Here is an 18,387-nt window from a genome sequence, read left to right on the forward strand (position 1 = left end):
CTGTGTTATACTGGAAGTGTCGTTCACGACGTTACAGGTTAAAATAAACCGTAAGTATATATAAGGAGGACAATTTCATGGCTATTGTTAACGTATCCGATCAATCCTTTAACGCTGAAGTCGAAGGAGAAGGAACGGTTCTTGTTGATTTCTGGGCGCCTTGGTGCGGTCCTTGCAAAATGCTCGCTCCAATCCTGGAAGAGCTGTCCACCGAAGTTGGCGATGCAGTGAAAATTGCCAAAGTCAACGTTGACGAAAATCCGGAATCCGCTTCCCGCTTCGGCGTAATGAGCATTCCGACATTGATCTTCTTCAAAGACGGCCAACCGGTTGATAAAGTGGTTGGATTGAACTCGAAAGAAGCACTCAAAGGAATCATTGAGAAACACCAATAATTCACTAGGCTAACAAATACGCCTCCGGTTATGCGCCGGGGGCGTTTTGCGTCGATTATCTTTTTATAGGACAATATAGAGGTATACGATTATTATAAGTTGGTACTGAAAATTTACATGTTTAACGGAGAGGACAGAAATGATCTGAAGAAACGAAGTGGTCGCCTTTATCACCGGATTTATACCTTTTAAAAGTGCAATCTAAGAAATCTGGGGGTAACAGCGATCGGAAGATCATTCTGGCATCGGAGTGGCACATGTAAGGTGAAGCTTTCAACTTTCTCAGAATTAATCGGGAGGGAGGGACCACCGAATTATGGATGAATTCATAAATGTTCTGCAAGAACAGGAGCAGGCACTGGAGCAGATTCGGCACAAGCTGGCGCTGCTGCCCGATATGCCTGGCTGTTATTTGATGAAAAACAGTGAAGGTACCATTATCTATGTAGGTAAGGCAAAAGTGCTGAAAAACCGCGTACGCTCTTACTTTATTGGTAGTCATAACGGAAAGACACAGCGTTTGGTATCCGAAATCCGCGATTTTGAATACATTGTGACGGGCAGTAATATGGAAGCACTCATTCTGGAGTGTAACCTGATCAAAAAACATATGCCGCGTTATAACGTTTTGCTTAAGGACGACAAAACCTTTCCTTATCTCAAAATTACGAATGAAAAGCATCCCCGGCTCGAAGTGACCCGGCGCGTGCTGAAAGATAAAGCCAAGTACTTCGGACCCTATCCGAACTCTTATGCGGCACACCAAACGAAAAAGCTGCTCGACCGGATGTATCCGCTCCGTAAATGCGGCGTGATGCCGAAGGAAGTCTGCCTGTATTATCATATGGGACAATGTCTTGCTCCTTGTGTGAAAGAAGTAGGCAAGGAGCAATATGATCAGATTTCGCAAGAAATAGGTTCATTCCTGAGCGGTGGACACGAAGAAATTAAGAAAGATCTGCAGCGCAAAATGCAGGAAGCGGCAGAGGATCTTTATTTTGAACGTGCCAAGGAACTGCGGGACCAGGTCATAGCAATCGATGCCATGATGGAAAAACAGAAAATTACGATGGCGGACGCCAGAGACCGTGATGTGTTTGGGTTCGCCATTGATAAGGGCTGGATGTGTGTCCAGATTCTATATATGCGTCAGGGTAAAATGATCGAGCGCCATGTCTCGACGTTTCCGTTTTATGGCGAAGCGTACAGTGACTTTATATCCTACGTGACACAGTATTATAGCGATAATCCGGCATTGCCGCAGGAGATCTTACTGCCTGAGGTTCCGAAAGAACTGATCGCTGGGGAACAGGCGGATAACGCTGAAGTTATCCCTGCTGATGTGCCGGCTGCTGTGACATCGGAGTCGGATCCATTGTCGTCAGCGTCGGATGATGTTTCTGCTGAACCATTGGTTGCCGAGTCCCGTGCGGCTTATGGGGAAAACGATGTTCCAGAAGGGGCTGCAGCCCAAGCAGAAACGGCAATAACTGATGGTATTTCTGATCAACAGGAGAGTGCTGTTGCGGATACAAACCGAGCAGGACTGGAAGACCCGTTCCAGGCTGCAGCGGCCCTGCAGGAGTGGCTGGAGATCAAGGTTCACATCCCGCAGCGCGGGTTGAAACGCCAAATGATCACCATGGCTGTGGATAACGCACGTGTGGCGCTGGAAGAGAAGTTCCGTCTGATTGAGCGTAATGAGGAACGCACATCCAAAGCATCCGAAGGTCTTGGACGGTGGATCGGTCTGGATCAACTGCGCCGGATCGAAGCGTTCGATAACTCGAACATTCAGGGAACCAACCCGGTATCGGCGATGATTGTATTTACCGATGGCAAGCCGGACAAGAAAGAATACCGTAAATATAAGGTTCGTTCCGTAGAAGGACCCGATGATTATGAAACGATGCGGGAAGTCATTCGCAGACGCTACGAGCGGGTACTGAAGGAAAACCTGCCCCAGCCTGACCTGATTGTTGTGGATGGCGGGAAAGGGCAGATTTCGGCGGCTGTGGATATATTGGAGAATGAACTGGGATTGTTTATTCCGGTATGTGGTCTGGTGAAGGATGCCAAACATAAAACGTCCCAGCTCATGATTGGCAATCCGCCGGAAGTGATTTCACTGCCGCGGGACAGCCAGGAATTTTATCTGCTTCAACGCATTCAGGAAGAGGTTCACCGCTTTGCCATCTCATTCCACCGGGAACAGCGCGGCAAGTCCATGGTCACTTCACGTCTCGATTCCATTCCTGGCATCGGCGAGAAGCGTCGTAAACTGCTGCTCAAGCATTTTGGTTCTTTGCGCAAAATAAAAGAGGCCAGTGTCGAAGACTTCCGGCCTCTATCGATTGGTGACAAATTGGCAAAACAAATTATTGCAGCACTTCGGGATGAGGAGTCGTAACATACGGCTTCTCTTTTTTTTGTGGATTCCATCGGTAAATGACATATCCAACGATGGCTGGAAGCACAATCCAGAAGATCCCTGCGGAGACATTCAGAATATCACCCATAAAGATCAGGCTGAGTCCCATCAGCAGGCTGTCGAAGATGACATGGCTGAACACAACGGCGATAAAGCCGTGGCGCAGCATGATTAGACTGAACAGCAATCCGATGACCATGAGCTCAATGGGACGCGTGATGACCGGGTAGATTGGATAAAGTGTATGTCCAAGCGCCCAGATCAACGTTGGAATGAGACAGGCGATGAAGGTATTGCGCACGATTTTCTGCATCATGCGAATGCCGAACAGCCGGTACACCGTTTCCTCTCCAATGCCGGCCATCCAGGCCAAGATGGGAAAGATCCAGGCGTATGACATGTTGTATGTCGATTGGTCTGCCGAGGTGGTGGACCAGCTACCTATGCTTCGTTCCAGAATGAAGAACAGGATGGATTGAACGCCAAGCAAAATGAACGCCCACAGGTACCCTGAATACATGCTGTGAAGGACATACTTGCCGTATCCAGGCTCTTTTGCGCGCGGCCAAGGATTTAGTCCGATTTTGCGCCACATCCCGTCTCCTGCAACAAGTGAGAGGTAGATCGTGGCACTCATGACCAAGGTGATCCCGGTCTGCATGAGCATGAGGAAGGCGAGCATGAAGCTGGACAGGCCTTGTGCCTCAAACAGCGGAATCATGTTTAGCGTCCCGATTACGGATGCTGCAAAGTACACCAGTGACAGAATAATTCCGCGTTTAAATGATGTATGGGCCCGGGTGAGAATGCTGTAGATAATCGCCAGCACACCAAGTACAAACGTCAGGAATGCATACCCTCCATAGGTCATCCAGTTGGCCTGACGGGTCTGATCCTGTACATAGTTGATATGCTCGTCTGGAACCGAGAAGACAGATTCGAAGGAGCGGACCGCTCCGTTTTCAAAGGTGAAATTCAGTTCAAGCTTGGAATTGCCGATCTGCTTATCCGCATCCGTGTAGGTTAATCCACCTTCACCTTCTCGGGTATCCAGCTGAAGTTTTGGGGCGTCATAGCCGAATTCACCAAGAATTCCGGATGCTAGCTGCACCTTTTCGTCTAATGGTATATTGCCCTCGGCGAGCTGGATCGTTGCATTGCGTTTGTTCTTGTCCTGCTCAACCTCAGCGGATGCATACAGGGAAGAAGGTAGTTCCCGTTTGAAACCGACGACTTTGCCTGTTCTCATATGTACGTCCACATTCAAATAACCGCCGTTGTCCTCATCAGGCAAACGAACGCGGAACACATCGTAGGGATAGGTTGCTTCCCATTTTTGATTATACGTATCAAGCTGTTTGGTTTTGGCCATGTATCCATAGATATCGGAATGGGTTTGGTAAGTGACCAGCGTCCTGCCGTTATCCGAAGGAAGGGTGTAATCGGCCATGGAAGCTGCAAATGATCGTGCGGATTGGGCTGCCTGTTCCTTGCTTATAAAAGATGTAGACTGAATATCTGTGGTTTGTGAAGAAGTAGCAGGGAAGATCTGAAAAACAAAAAACAAAATCAGGCCAATCGCCGCCAGCAACCCTAAACGCTTGAAGTTAGCTTTGAGTTCCAAAGGCTGCCCTAAGGGGTTCATGTAATGGTGTTCCTCCTTTATTAATTTGGATATTAAAGTAAAGATAGCACAGGCCGAACCCGGAATGCCAATGATGAAACGAAAAGGCGTGCAAATCCCTGAAAATGAATGAAAATGATCGAAAGACTCTGATCCGTTCATCGATATATCTGAGTTTTTCCCTTTTTGCCGGAATTCGATCCGATTTACACAAAAATCGTTTTGTCTGTAAAAGCTGCAGCGCTTATAATTTTGAAACAAATGTGCAATAATTGCATGTCTTTAGCCTTGCAAGGGAACGAATAAGAGGATTCCAACCTTAATGCATATGTGGTTATGACTAAAATCATACATGTTTATATGCTCCGATCGGTGCTTATCCAAGGTTCAGCGCGTGAGGCCCTTGTGCCATGGATGAGTGATTCGGAGAAAGGCTCCACATCGTGGAGTCATTTTCTTTTTGGCAGAGGTGGATGATACAGAAGTGAAACTGAATGTTCAATGGGTGCGGCTATCGCCTCCACGAATTCTTGTACTGGGGTTTGCGGGAATTATCCTGCTCGGAACCTTGCTCCTCATGCTTCCGGTTTCCAGTCGCAGCGGGGATAGTCTTCCTTTTATTGATGCCTTATTTACCGCTACATCGGCAGTCTGTGTTACCGGTTTGGTTGTTGTGGACACGGGTACTCATTACTCTGTGCTGGGCCAGGTGATCATTGCCGTTCTGATTCAGATCGGCGGACTTGGCTTCATGACCATGTCCACGCTGGTGGCGATTGCGTTCAAGCGGCGGATTTCCCTGCGGGAGCGATTGATTTTGCAGGAAGCGATGAACCAGAACACGATGGAAGGCATTGTGCGGCTTATCCGTAAGGTTGTGGCCTATTCTCTCATTCTGGAAGCCGTATGCGGTACGCTATTCGCCATCCGCTGGTCATTTGATATGCCTGTTTGGCAGGCCATCTATTACGGATACTGGCATGCGATCTCCATGTTTAATAATGCAGGATTTGATATGTTTGGAGACTTCCGCAGTCTGACCGGGTATGTCTATGATCCACTGGTGAACTTTACGGCCATGTTTTTGATTGTGGCTGGGGGCGTTGGCTTTGTCGTATTATCCGATCTGGTGGATTATCGTAAAACACGCAAACTTTCGCTTCACTCCAAGGTGGTGCTGCTAACCACAGGCTTGTTGATTGGATTCGGTGCGTTGGTCATTTTTGTGTTTGAATACAGCAATCCGCAGACATTGGGCAGTTTGAACTGGGGCGGTAAGATTCTCGGTTCGTTCTTTCAATCGGTAACCCCGCGAACGGCAGGAGCTAATACGCTGGATATTGCCGGTCTCAGACAGGCAACGCAGTTTTTCATCATTATTTTAATGTTTATTGGGGCTTCTCCAGGTTCCACCGGAGGCGGGATCAAAACAACAACATTTATCATTATGATCGGAGCTGTCATCGCGATGATGCGCGGCAGGGAGGATATTGTTTTTTTCAGATATCGGCTTCAACAGGAACGTATCTTCAAGGCGTTGACGGTTACGCTCCTTGCGCTGTTGCTGATCATTGCAGTTACTATGCTGCTCACCATGACGGAAGATAGCGGTTTTCTTGTGATTTTATTTGAGACGACATCCGCCTTTTCTACCGTTGGGTTATCGATGGGGTTGACGTTGAAACTGACTACATTCGGGAAGCTCATGATCTGTTTCATGATGTTTGCGGGACGGCTTGGACCGATTACGCTGGCGTATGCACTTGGGCAGAAAAAGGGTAAAGAACTGTATAAGTATCCTGAAGGAAAAATGATTATTGGATAGGGGTTCGTGAAGAACAATGAAAAGACAGCAGTTTGCGGTGATTGGGCTGGGTCGCTTCGGCTCGAGTCTGGCACAGGAATTAATGGAACTTGGCTACGAGGTGCTTGGCATTGACAAAAATGAAGAGGTCGTTGAAGACATGAGTGAACTGGTCACTCATGCGGTTGTGGCGGATGCTACGGATGAGGAAGTGCTGCGCTCACTGGGTATCCGTAATTTCGACTGCGGCATTGTGGCCATCGGAGACGATATTCAGACCAGCGTTCTTACCGCAATCCTGTTGAAGGAACTTGGCGTGAAAACGGTCGTTGCCAAGGCGATCTCCGTCTTGCACGGGCGAGCTCTGGATAAGCTGGGCATTGATCGCGTCGTTTATCCGGAACGGGATATGGGCATTCGGGTTGCCCATCAGCTCGTCACACCGAATCTGCTGGACTACATTGAACTTTCCAATGATTACAGCATTGTGGAAATGAAAGTACCGGCATGTCTGCATAATACAACGCTGTCCAGCCTGAATGCGCGTGTACGCTTCGGCTGCAGTATTGTAGCGCTGCAGAAGGAGACCGGAGTCATTATCGCTCCGACTGCACTGGACTCGCTTCAGATGGGCGACATCATGGTCATTATCGGAATGAATGATGATATCGACCGGTTCGAACAAGAGGTAATCAGCCAGGAGGGCTAATCCAATCCTGGCGTTCAGGCAAGGGTAGGCGAAGATAAAGTTCATTTCTATTCATTAAGGCGTCGTAGTCCTCCTGGAGGGCAGTGGCGCCTTTGCTGTAAAGAGCGCTGCCGTTTCTTTGACCCACTGTCTGGACGTTTCGCTGAGATCTTCCTTTTCCCCGTAGATCATGCAGGTTGTTCGGCGGGTCTGCTGCAGCTGAGGGAGATACACGGAGACCAGATCATTGTCTGCAAGCAGCTGAGGACGGAGATAAGACTTGGGCAGCAGAGCAGCGGCCTTACAAGTGGGCAGGAGGCGGACGATGGCTTCAAACGAATCAATCTCCATCCGAATATCCGGCATGACGGCACAGCGCTGAAACAGATCGTCTGTCAGTTTGCGATACCAGGTGCCTTTGGAGAAGGTAATCATAGGCAGATCCTGCAAGTGCTCCATTCCGGCCTCTTTGCCGGACAAAGGGTGCGTAAGCGGCACTACCAGCTCCAGATGATCATCGAAGAGAGGCACACAGTTCAGCCCGGCTTCATTAATGGAGGAGGCAACAATGCCAACGTCCGCTTTTTTGTCCCGTACAGAGGAGACGATCTCATGTGTTTTCCCAGTCACGAGCTTGATCTCGGCGTTGGGATGTTTCTCCATGAAAGCATTAACCAAAGGCGGTAATGTGGTTTGGAGTGTAGTAAGGGATGCTCCAAGCGTAATGGCACTCTGCTCCTCGTCCTTATACTGGGCAAGCATGGTCAGAAACTTTTGCTGCTGCTGCTTTTGTTCCACCGCAAACGTGTAGGCAAGCTGGCCGACACTGGTCAATTCAAGACGTTTGCCACGGCGGTGAAAAAGCGCCACCCCCAGTTCATCCTCCAATTTCGCGATTTTGCGCGAGAGGGCAGGCTGAGACAGATTCAGCAATTTGGATGCACGATTCAGGCTCGATTGCTCCACGACTGCCGCAAATGCATTTAAATCCTCGAACATAAACACTAACCTCTTTTCCATGGGGTGTGATTGTTGTCCTTGATAAATCGTTTTCAATGCGATATGCCTGCCCATCTGATGTTTCAGCTCTTATACCTATAGGTTATAACATTTAATAATTATATTGCAATTCCATTATAAGAAAAAAAGGAGTAACATGAATTGTGACACAAGTTGTTCACACCTGATGAAAACGGAACAATTTGTCGAACCTTTCCATGGGAAAGGTTTGTGTCATGATAAGCGAATTATTTTATGAAAACGTTGTATTTAGCGAAAGGGGAACGACATTTTATGAAAGGGTTTTACTCCAGAAAGCTGCACTCCTTGCTTGGCGTCATCCCGCTCAGTTTGTTTTTTCTTGAGCACCTGGTGACGAACTTCTCGGCAGTTGAAGGCGGCAAAGAAGGTTTTGACGGTGCTGTTGCCTTCCTGAACAGTCTGCCTCTTGTTATTGTCTTGGAAACGTTTCTCATCTGGTTGCCGTTGTTCTATCACGGTGTATACGGTCTGTACATTGCTTATCAGGCCAAGCCTAATGTCGGACGTTACGGCAATGAACGCAACTGGCGCTACACATTGCAGCGGATCAGTGGGGTCATTACGTTTGTTTTCGTAATCTGGCACGTTTGGGAAACTCGGGTGCAGGTTGCATTGGGTAATGTAACGCATGAAGAACTTGGCGGTGTCATTCATGACGTCGTGATGAACCCGGTAACGTTTATTTTATATCTGATCAGTGTGGTTGCGGCCTCCTACCACTTTGCTAACGGCTTATGGTCGTTCCTGGTTAGCTGGGGGATTACCGTTGGACCGCGTGCGCAGCGTGTATCCTCTTATGTGTGCATGAGTCTGTTCGGTATTGTGGCTATTATGTTCATCGCTTCGTTGTTTGCTTTCCGGAGCATTGACTTCCAGACGGCAACAACGATGATGGATACGATTAAGGCAGTTCTGATTTAAGCATTTGCGATAAATGCTGACTTATAAGGGAGTGAACAGCAATGGCATCATCTAATGTAATTATTGTGGGCGGAGGTCTCGCGGGCTTGATGGCGGCGATCAAATCGGCTGAGGCCGGAGTCCATGTTCATTTATTTTCACTGGTTCCTGTCAAAAGATCCCACTCCGTATGTGCCCAGGGCGGCATTAACGGTGCGGTAAATACCAAGGGGGAGGGCGACTCCCCGTGGGTTCACTTTGACGACACCGTGTATGGCGGCGACTTCCTTGCGAACCAGCCACCCGTTAAAGCCATGTGTGAAGCTGCACCTGGTATTATCCACCTGATGGACCGGATGGGCGTTATGTTCAACCGGACACCGGAAGGATTGCTTGATTTCCGCCGTTTCGGGGGAACCAAGCATCACCGTACAGCATTTGCCGGAGCAACGACAGGACAACAATTGCTCTATGCATTGGATGAGCAGGTTCGTCGCTGGGAAGCAGCGGGTCTGGTTACGAAATATGAGAACTGGGAGTTCCTGCAGGCAGTTATTGATGATGAAGGCATCTGTCGCGGAATCGTGGCACAGGATCTGAAAACGATGAAGGTGCAGACGTTCCCTGCCGAAGCCGTTATTCTCGCAAGCGGCGGCCCTGGTATCATTTTCGGTAAAACAACGAACTCCGTTATCAATACAGGTACAGCAGCAAGTGCGGTGTACCAGCAAGGCGTTAACTATGCCAACGGGGAATTCATTCAGATTCACCCGACAGCCATTCCAGGGGATGACAAGCTTCGTTTGATGTCCGAATCGGCACGTGGTGAGGGCGGCCGGATCTGGACGTACAAAGACGGCAAGCCATGGTACTTCCTTGAAGAGAAGTATCCATCCTACGGTAACCTCGTTCCTCGTGATATCGCAACGCGGGAAATCTTCAGTGTTTGTGTGGATATGGGACTTGGAGTCAACGGTGAGAACATGGTTTACCTTGATCTGTCTCACAAGGATCCGAAGGAGCTGGATGTTAAGCTCGGCGGTATCATTGAAATTTACGAGAAGTTCATGGGTGATGATCCGCGTAAAATCCCGATGAAAATCTTCCCGGCAGTTCACTATTCCATGGGCGGCATGTGGGTGGACTACAACCAAATGACCAACATTCCAGGCTTGTTTGCCGCTGGTGAATGTGAATATCAATACCATGGTGCAAACCGTCTGGGCGCGAACTCGCTGGTATCGGCCATTTATGGCGGTATGGTGGCTGGTCCAAAAGCGGTTGAATACATCAAAGGACTCAAAAAATCGTCTGCTGATGTGAATTCTTCCGTATTCGATGGCTATACCAAACGCCAAACGGATAAATACGAAGGAATCCTAAAAATGCAGGGCAACGAAAATGCCTATGTCATTCATAAAGAGCTTGGCGAGTGGATGACAGCCAATATGACGGTTGTACGTTATAACGATAAACTTGAAGCCACTATTGGCAAAATCAAGGAATTGAAAGAGCGTTACGGCAAAATCAACATGTACGATACATCCGGTTGGAATAACCCGGGTGCAGCCTTCACACGTCAGCTGTGGAACATGCTTGAACTTGCTGAAGCGATGACACTCGGCGCACTGCTGCGTAACGAAAGCCGCGGGGCACACTACAAACCGGAATTCACGGAGCGTAACGATGAAGAGTTCCTGAAAACGACCATCGCCAGCTGGTCGAAGGAAGGCCCGCAAATCTCGTACGAGCCTGTTGACGTTTCCCTGATCCCACCACGGATCCGGGACTATTCGAAGGATTAAGTAAAGCGCCTGCTTTTGCTGTCTAGCACGAAGAGGATTTATTTTATATTTATTAAGATTAAAAGTTAACATCCGAACTGAAAAGCCAGAAAGATACTGAAGAAGCAAAGCATCGCGAAGCTTCAGAGGTTGACTAAGGCAATCCAGAATGAAATATTGCTACTTTCAGTAAAGTGATTCAGTAGCACGACGTAGCGGAGGAAGCGGAAATGACCTTAAGAAGCGTAGCGTCCGCCTTTGATACTCCATTTTAACCGATAAATAATTCATTCAGTAAAATGGGGGAGCAACAGCGGTCGGAAGGACATTCCGCTGACGGAGAGCCTACCGTGCATACAACGTCTCTTTACGCATCAGCAATCAATCATCGTCACCAAAGGAGGGGACAACGATATGGCGGAACAAGCTACAGCGAACAAAACCGTCAAGTTTATCATCACCCGTCAGGACAGTCCGGAGTCGTCTTCATACAACGAAGAATTTGAACTTCCGTACCGTCCCGGCATGAACGTTATTAGTGCCCTTATGGAGATTCAGCGGAACCCGGTCAACAAAGACGGCAAGTCCATTGCCCCTGTCTGCTGGGAATCAAACTGTCTCGAAGAAGTCTGTGGAGCATGCTCCATGGTGATCAACGGTAAGCCACGTCAAGCGTGTGCAGCCCTAATCGATAAGCTGGAACAGCCGGTTCGAATCGAACCGATGAAAACCTTCCCGGTTGTACGTGACCTGGTCATCGACCGTAACCGGATGTTTAATGCCCTGAAACGGGTAAAAGCCTGGATTCCGATCGATGGTACCTATGACCTCGGTCCAGGTCCGCGGATGCCGGAGAAGAAGCGTCAGTGGGCATATGAGCTCTCCAAATGCATGACATGTGGCGTGTGTCTGGAAGCTTGTCCGAATGTTAATGAGAAAACAGACTTTATCGGCCCGGCAGCACTTTCCCAAGTCCGCCTGTTCAATGCTCACCCAACAGGAGAGATGAACGCCGAGGATCGTTTGGAAGCCCTTATGGAAGATGGAGGAATCGAGGGCTGCGGTAACTCGCAGAACTGTGTGCGCTCTTGTCCAAAAGGCATTCCGCTGACAACCTCCATTGCGGAAATGAACAAACAAACAACCAAGCATATGTTCAAACGCTGGTTGGGCGTATAATCTCGTCATATCCGTTGCAGATGTGAAATTTGCGACATTAGGAGAAGTCGTGACCTTCGGCAGCTTGCTGCTGAAGATCATGGCTTCTTTTTCTTAGGCTGCGAAGGAACCGGGCTCGTCATGCAGAATATGGTATACTATAGAGATGCATGTAGAGCGGAGAAGGAGGGGAAGACATGGCAGAGACACCGCGTAAGGGCAGCTCATGGCCACCGCCCCGGCGCTCAGACTCTGGACCGGATCAAGGGTCCGTTTTTCCCGGTGAGGAGAAGGACCATGATCCCTCCCGGCGCAGTTTCTTGCTGCGAATGGTCTTGATGACAGCAGGAGCAGCTCTTTTCACAGGGGGATATGCGTGGCTCTGGGAACCGCGCCGCCTGGAAGTGAAGCCAGTTCAATTGGAACTGCCAGGATTTCCGAAGTCATTCGAAGGGCTGCGTGTTGTACAGTTTAGCGATGCACATCTCGGCTTTCATACCGGATTGAAGGAAATGGAGAAGCTGGCCGAGACCATACGGGAGCAGGCCCCGGATCTGATTTGTTTTACCGGAGATATGGTCGAACGGGAAGCCGAACCGATGCGGGAGTGTATACCTGTGCTGGCATCCATGCAGGCGAAGTATGGCAAATTTGCCGTATTAGGGAATCATGATTATCGGGGCAGGCAGCAGAAAGAAGTGGAAGCCATGTTCAAGGAAGCCGGCTTCACGCTGCTTCGCAACAGTCATGCTGTCATTAAACAAGGGAACGAACAGATCGCGGTGACAGGTCTGGATGATGCCCTTACAAGCCAGCCGAATCCCTTGGAAGCAATCGAAGGCTTGGACACAAACATCTGGAAACTGTTGCTAATGCATGAGCCGGATTATGCCGATATGGCTGAGCAGTTCGGATTTGGACTACAGCTATCTGGTCATAGCCATGGTGGGCAGGTTCGTTTTCCATGGATTGGAGCTGTCACGACACCGCGGGGTTCACGCAAGTATATTCAGGGGTTATATTATGCAGGCAAGGCACGTATGCCTGTCTATGTGAACCGCGGTTTTGGCATGACCCAGCTGCCAATTCGTTTTTTGTGCAGACCGGAATTAACCGTGTTTGAATTAAAGGGAACACGAACATAGCGTTTGTGCAGGATGAATTTAAGCATTTAAGGATTAAACGAGGAGGTTGGCCAGATGGAACGAATTGCGATTGTATCCGATATTCATGGCAACATGACAGCTTGGGAAGCCGTACTTAGAGATATCCGGAGTCGCGGGATTGAGCGTATCTTTTGTCTGGGCGACCTCGTGGGCAAAGGTCCGGATCCGGTGCAGGTGGTTGATCGGGTGAGAGAAACGTGCGAATACGTGATCCGGGGCAATTGGGATGAGCTGGTTGCGGTCAATCAGGATAATGAGAATTTTACTTGGCAGGCCGAAAGACTGGGAGCGGAACGGCTCACATACTTGAAGGGCCTTCCCTTTAGCCACCAATTTGAACTTAGTGGGCGAACGATTCGTTTGGTGCACGCCTCGCCGCAGAGTGTGTATCACCGGGTGCAGCCATGGGACGAGATGGAGAAGAGAATAGCCATGTTTGATGCTCCGGCAGATGATCCGGATTTTGGTGAAGCTGATATCGTGGGATACGGCGATGTGCATAACGCTTACTTGCAGCATTTTCATGGGAAAATGTTGTTTAATGCCGGAAGCGTAGGTAATCCACTCGATATGACGCAAGCCTCTTACTGCATTCTTGAGGGAGAGAGTGGCAGTGATCGAAACAAGGCATTAAACCTTCAATTTGTCCGGGTTCCCTACGATATCGAACGTGAAGTGCTGGCTGCACAGCAGGCGAATGTACCTTCATTGGATTTTTACATCCGGGAGATTCGTACGGGGATCTACCGCGGACTGCAAGAATAAAGCTCGGCAGAGGAATAAATATTGGCAATGAATCGACATACTAACGTTCAAATACCAAAACCGGAATGTTATCCATCATTATCACTTGAGCCGGATCATCCCAGAGCTTGCTTGTCTTACCGGACCAGATCCCGATAGACAAAAGGAGCGATTACTATGCTGACCCGTAAAATGCTGGACCAAGGACTTCCTGTGTTATGGACAGAGCGACTGTTACTTCGATCTTTGCGTCAGAGTGATTTTAGCACATTATCGGAACTGTTCTCCGATCCGCAGGTCATTCAATATGTGAACAGGGGAGGCCAGCCAACGCCGATTCGAGCCCGGCGACTACTGAATCAGATCCGGAACAGTAGTGCGAAGCTGGACTCGCTGCATTATGGAATCTGTTGGAAAGGCAGGGAGCAGATCATCGGCATCACGTCTTTTCAGCACTGGAATGAGCAGAGTGGCACAGCCCAGATTGGCTATATTCTGAACAGATCCTGCTGGGGCATGGGTGTAGCGACTGAAGCTGTACAGCGTTTACTGGATTTTGGTTTTACGGAGCTGAATCTTCGGAAAGTGGAAGCACGCTGCTACGAAGCGAATGTACCATCCGAACGGGTGCTTCGCAAAAGCGGGATGGCTTACGAACGCACTCTTCCTTCATTTGGCTTGAGTCAGGAGGATGGTCTAACACCAGACACTCTACTGGACGTCAAAGTTTATGCGTTATATCGGGAAGAGCATATACGATCACAAGAGGGCAAAAGCCTGCAAACCTAGGTATCCAATCAGCAAACGTAACATAGAATAAGATCGTAAACCCATTGAATCGATCTTCAATCATTTGTTACACAATTGAAATATAGCTGCAATTGAACTCTAACAGACAGCGGGTAAACTTATCTCATGACCCCCTTTTTGATAAATAGATATGCTGTTGGGACCCGCCGCGAGCGGGTTCATTTTTTTGTCCAAGAGAAAAACCCTACGATACGGATCATCCCGCAGACAGTAGGGTTTCAGGCTTGATATTCTGTTTTCGTTACAAGGGAACGATCTGCATCTGTTTTTGTTTGAAATATACCCATTCCGTAAACCCGATCTCTTTCAGGCGTGTCCGAACGTCTTCCAATTCGTCCGCTACGCGAGACGGTTTGTGGGCATCGGATCCAAAGGTCACCTTTACCCCGTAATGATTGGCTCTCTCCAAAATGGCATCAGAGGGATACCAGCCACCGCTTAGCTTCGTTTTGCCGGAGGTGTTGATCTCAATAGCCACGCCCGCCTCCCCAATAACCTGCAAGGTTTCATCTATGGCATGATCGGCAACAATCTCGGAGAATGCAGGATAATTGCCTTTCATCGCATCAATGTGTCCAAGGATCTGGAATATGCCACTCCGGGCAGACTGTGAAATCAGTGAATAGTAGCGTTCCTTCACTTCGATCTTCCGTGCTTCACTCAGTCCTTTCCACCGGGTTTTATTGAAAATACTGACATCTTCCGTGTGGTGAACCGAACCAATAATATAGTCAAAAGGATGCTGTCCCAGCGTACTGCGATACAATTCGGCATGGAGAGGGAAATAATCGGATTCGATGCCAAGCAGCACGTCAATTTTCCCTGCATATTCCGCTTTCAGTGCAAGCACCTCATCCACATAATGGCGCAATTCGGACTTGGCCATCGCAATGCGGGGGAATGCTTGCTCTTCCCCACTGGCGAAATAAGGGGTGTGATCGGAGATTCCAATGGCCTGAAGACCAGCCTGAATGCCAGCTTCGATGTATTCCCGAATGTTGCCATCCGCATGACCACAGCGGAAATGATGTGTATGAAGATCGAATTTCATGAAAGATCCTTCCTTTCTCCTGCCTTGTTTGTCATTCTGAACTGATAAATTGGGTTTCCGGCATGCCTTTGAGGTCACTCAGGAATTGATGCATGGCCGAATTAAGATAACGACTGGATTTGTAAATGACGCCTACAGGATGACTAACCTCAAGTTCACTTAGCGGAATCATCCGAAGTGTGCCCTGACGCAGTTCATGTGCGACGGATTGCTTGGATATCACTGCCGCTCCGAGATTAATCTCGACCATCCGTTTGACTTCCTCACTGCTTGACAATTCCATCACGATATTGGGCTCAATGCCATGTTTTTTGAAAATGCCTTCTGTAAACCGTCTGCCGACCGTATCTGGCGACAGCATAATCAGTGGGGTGCTGCGCAGTACATCCACCGCGGCATGCTTCTGCTTCGCAAGGGGATGGGCAGGAGAAACAACAAGTTCAAAAGTGTCGTAATAGAGCACGGAGGTGTTCAGATTAGGATTGCGCTCGGTAAGATAACCGATACCCACGTCAATCAACCCATTTTCGACCTGCGTGTAGATCTGCGAGGAAGGCAGGGACTGGATACTGGTTTTGATCAATGGAAACTGATCCTGGAAGTAGGATAGTACCCGAGGTAAAATCTGAATCGCAATGGAGGTTGTCGTGCCCAGTACGATATGTCCTTGAGGTGTTTCATCGAGATCGGACAGCTTCTGTTTCAGCTCGTCTACGATATCTAGCATGCGCTCGGCATGCTCCAAAAACACCTGTCCGCGATCGGTTAATGTAACGGGTTGGTTGCGATCTACAAGAACGGTGTTGAATTCATCCTCCAGACTTTTAATCTGGGCCGAGACGGCAGGCTGGGTTAGGTTCAGAAGTTCTCCCGCTTTGCGGAAACTCATCGTTTTCGAGATCGTAATCAGCGTCTCCAGTTGGCTGATATTCATGTATGGCCTCCTTGCGGATAAGATGTCGTGTCATGGAGTGTTCCTGTATGAAATGGAATCCCGTAACTATTTTTTTGTTTTGTTATCTTAAATTATAGGTGATTCGAGACGGCAGGGCAATGAAGGAGACGCGGGGAGTTTTAGAAGAATAAATAAGCGTAAATTAAACTTAATATCAAGATTTTTAAAAATTTAACATCCGTTAAAATTCAGTAAAAAAGTCCTAAATATCAATGGGTACCTAACTGAATCAAAAGTCTTCCTACAAAAGGAGTGCAGAGCTCTGTTATTTCGTCAAAAACAGCTATAAACTATTGCCCCGCGTATGACGATAAATTATAGTACACATGTCTTACCGAATTCATGGTGAATTCTTGTACGTGATAAAGTATAATAAAATTATTGAATATGGGACTTTTGGTATGTGACCAATAACCCAGTGTAAGGGGGACATTAGACAGTGAAAGCGGAAGTGATTAATCCTTTCCTGGAATCCGCACGCAACGTATTCGAACAACTCATCCAGGTTTCGCCTTCCACCGGAAGTCTTGGCGTGAAGAATGTAGAGTACATAGCAGACCATGTCTGGATCGTGATCGGAATGACGGGCCAACTGAGCGGAAACATTGTTTTCGGAATTCAGGAACAAGTTGCACTGCGAATTGTCTCTGCCATGATGGGTGGTTTTGTAATTACCGAAATGGATGAAATGAGTAAAAGTGCCATCTCGGAACTGGGCAACATGATTAGCGGCAACGCGAGCACGATCCTGTCAAACCAGGGTGTCGTGGTGGACATCACGCCTCCGCAAGTGTTGAAGTCCGAACATTTGACCGGATTTAATGCAACGAAGGCACTGAGTATTCCACTGTTGATGGACGGAATTGGTGAGATGGATATTCAGGTAATGATCTCGTAAAATAGAACCATAGCCTGAACAGGCGATTGTGTTCAATACGGGAGGAACTTCGGGTATGCTGAAAGATCAGGTTGTATTCATCACAGGTGCGTCGAGCGGAATTGGTGCGCTCTGTGCACAGATGTTGATTGAAGAAGGAGCTATTCCCATTCTCGCTGCCCGATCTCGGGACAAGCTCGAAGAAATTGGTGCTTCGCTAAAAGGGCCGCATGAGCTGCTTACGCTGGATGTAACCGATGATGAGCAGGTCCAGACAGCATTTAACATGATGCTGGAAAAATACGGGCGAATCGATATTTTGCTGAACAATGCAGGTTACGGCAAATTTGCCGCAATGACGGAGATGACGGTGCAGGAATTCGAAGATATGATGGACGTCAACTACATGGGAATTGTTCGCTGTACGAAGGCAGTGCTGCCGCACATGCTGGAACGTGGCAACGGACAGATCGTGAATGTGGCCTCCATGGCTGGCAAAATCGGGACGGCAAAATCGGCTTCCTATACAGCAACCAAACATGCCGTACTTGGATTCAGCAATGCCTTGCGTCAGGAGCTACGCAAGACCGGAGTGACGGTTACGACCATTAACCCGGGTCCCATTGATACACCGTTTTTCAATCGCGCAGATCCTTCCGGGAATTACGTTAACAATGTGCGCTGGATGATGCTGAAGCCGGAAGACGTTGCAGGGCATATGATCCGGGCGATGAAGAAACGCACGGAAGAAGTGAATCTGCCACGACTCGCTTCGGCAGGCATATGGCTGTATCAGCTGTTCCCGCGGCTCGCTGACCGGCTGTCGCATGGAGTCATGAACCAGAAGTAGAAATGCAGCAATCGAGGCATTATATAGGGAATGAGAGAAAAGCTCCGCCGAGGGGCTTTTCTTTTTTTGCGCGCAAGATTAGAGCTGCCGAATAAGATTTGGTCCACAG

The 18,387-nt window shown here is 48.5% G+C and carries 16 protein-coding genes; 12 read left to right on the forward strand and 4 right to left on the reverse strand.

Annotation, left to right across the window (positions count from 1 at the left end; translation table 11 throughout):
- Window positions 1-77: 77 nt before the first annotated feature.
- On the forward strand, window positions 78-395 hold the full coding sequence (gene trxA / locus ABGV42_RS21020) for a thioredoxin (RefSeq protein WP_095292059.1): 318 nt from the start codon (window positions 78-80) through the stop codon (window positions 393-395).
- Window positions 396-711: 316 nt separating this feature from the next.
- Window positions 712-2,805 (forward strand): excinuclease ABC subunit UvrC, encoded by a 2,094-nt coding sequence (gene uvrC / locus ABGV42_RS21025; protein WP_347383525.1) that lies wholly within the window; start codon window positions 712-714, stop codon window positions 2,803-2,805.
- Here the strand turns inward: uvrC and ABGV42_RS21030 are convergent.
- Window positions 2,774-4,471 (reverse strand): CPBP family intramembrane glutamic endopeptidase, encoded by a 1,698-nt coding sequence (locus ABGV42_RS21030; protein ID WP_347383526.1) that lies wholly within the window; start codon window positions 4,469-4,471, stop codon window positions 2,774-2,776. The two genes, uvrC and ABGV42_RS21030, sit on opposite strands and share 32 nt — an antisense overlap.
- Before the next feature lie 463 nt (window positions 4,472-4,934).
- Here ABGV42_RS21030 and ABGV42_RS21035 point away from each other — a divergent pair, with 463 nt between their 5' ends.
- Window positions 4,935-6,275: a TrkH family potassium uptake protein gene (locus ABGV42_RS21035; protein WP_347384449.1), complete on the forward strand. Its 1,341-nt coding sequence runs from the start codon at window positions 4,935-4,937 to the stop codon at window positions 6,273-6,275.
- Window positions 6,276-6,291: 16 nt separating this feature from the next.
- Window positions 6,292-6,963 carry a potassium channel family protein gene (locus ABGV42_RS21040; protein ID WP_347383527.1) on the forward strand — a complete coding sequence of 224 codons (672 nt, stop codon included), beginning with the start codon at window positions 6,292-6,294 and terminating at the stop codon, window positions 6,961-6,963.
- Between the two features lie 54 nt (window positions 6,964-7,017).
- Here ABGV42_RS21040 and ABGV42_RS21045 read toward each other — a convergent pair whose 3' ends face one another.
- Window positions 7,018-7,941 carry a LysR family transcriptional regulator gene (locus ABGV42_RS21045; protein WP_347383528.1) on the reverse strand — a complete coding sequence of 308 codons (924 nt, stop codon included), beginning with the start codon at window positions 7,939-7,941 and terminating at the stop codon, window positions 7,018-7,020.
- Window positions 7,942-8,235: 294 nt separating this feature from the next.
- On the opposite strand from ABGV42_RS21045, the gene ABGV42_RS21050 reads away from it, so the two are divergent.
- The 6 genes from ABGV42_RS21050 (at window position 8,236) to ABGV42_RS21075 (ending at window position 14,524) form a co-directional block, all read left to right on the forward strand.
- Complete coding sequence (locus ABGV42_RS21050) at window positions 8,236-8,904, forward strand: succinate dehydrogenase cytochrome b558 subunit (protein ID WP_347383529.1); 669 nt, start codon at window positions 8,236-8,238, stop codon at window positions 8,902-8,904.
- A gap of 41 nt (window positions 8,905-8,945) precedes the next feature.
- Complete coding sequence (sdhA, locus tag ABGV42_RS21055; protein ID WP_127538948.1) at window positions 8,946-10,688, forward strand: succinate dehydrogenase flavoprotein subunit; 1,743 nt, start codon at window positions 8,946-8,948, stop codon at window positions 10,686-10,688.
- A gap of 393 nt (window positions 10,689-11,081) precedes the next feature.
- Window positions 11,082-11,846, forward strand: a complete 765-nt coding sequence (gene sdhB, locus ABGV42_RS21060; RefSeq protein ID WP_347383530.1) for a succinate dehydrogenase iron-sulfur subunit — start codon at window positions 11,082-11,084, stop codon at window positions 11,844-11,846.
- A gap of 176 nt (window positions 11,847-12,022) precedes the next feature.
- A complete protein-coding gene (locus ABGV42_RS21065; RefSeq protein ID WP_347383531.1) occupies window positions 12,023-12,970 on the forward strand; it encodes a metallophosphoesterase in 948 nt (315 codons plus the stop codon).
- A gap of 54 nt (window positions 12,971-13,024) precedes the next feature.
- On the forward strand, window positions 13,025-13,756 hold the full coding sequence (locus ABGV42_RS21070; protein WP_347383532.1) for a metallophosphoesterase family protein: 732 nt from the start codon (window positions 13,025-13,027) through the stop codon (window positions 13,754-13,756).
- 156 nt (window positions 13,757-13,912) lie between these two features.
- Window positions 13,913-14,524 (forward strand): GNAT family N-acetyltransferase, encoded by a 612-nt coding sequence (locus ABGV42_RS21075; protein ID WP_347383533.1) that lies wholly within the window; start codon window positions 13,913-13,915, stop codon window positions 14,522-14,524.
- A gap of 262 nt (window positions 14,525-14,786) precedes the next feature.
- Here the strand turns inward: ABGV42_RS21075 and ABGV42_RS21080 are convergent, their stop codons facing one another.
- Both ABGV42_RS21080 and ABGV42_RS21085 read right to left on the reverse strand, forming a co-directional pair.
- Window positions 14,787-15,596: a histidinol-phosphatase gene (locus ABGV42_RS21080; protein ID WP_347383534.1), complete on the reverse strand. Its 810-nt coding sequence runs from the start codon at window positions 15,594-15,596 to the stop codon at window positions 14,787-14,789.
- Between the two features lie 31 nt (window positions 15,597-15,627).
- Window positions 15,628-16,530: a LysR family transcriptional regulator gene (locus ABGV42_RS21085; protein ID WP_127538953.1), complete on the reverse strand. Its 903-nt coding sequence runs from the start codon at window positions 16,528-16,530 to the stop codon at window positions 15,628-15,630.
- Window positions 16,531-16,990: 460 nt separating this feature from the next.
- On the opposite strand from ABGV42_RS21085, the gene ABGV42_RS21090 reads away from it, so the two are divergent.
- Both ABGV42_RS21090 and ABGV42_RS21095 read left to right on the forward strand, forming a co-directional pair.
- The gene (locus ABGV42_RS21090) at window positions 16,991-17,449 is read left to right on the forward strand and encodes a chemotaxis protein CheX (RefSeq protein WP_347383535.1); all 459 of its coding nucleotides are present in this window, start codon (window positions 16,991-16,993) and stop codon (window positions 17,447-17,449) included.
- Between the two features lie 55 nt (window positions 17,450-17,504).
- Window positions 17,505-18,278 carry an SDR family NAD(P)-dependent oxidoreductase gene (locus tag ABGV42_RS21095; protein ID WP_347383536.1) on the forward strand — a complete coding sequence of 258 codons (774 nt, stop codon included), beginning with the start codon at window positions 17,505-17,507 and terminating at the stop codon, window positions 18,276-18,278.
- The last annotated feature ends 109 nt before the right edge of the window (window positions 18,279-18,387 follow it).

This window comes from Paenibacillus pabuli (genome assembly GCF_039831995.1).
GTDB lineage: Bacteria > Bacillota > Bacilli > Paenibacillales > Paenibacillaceae > Paenibacillus > Paenibacillus pabuli_C.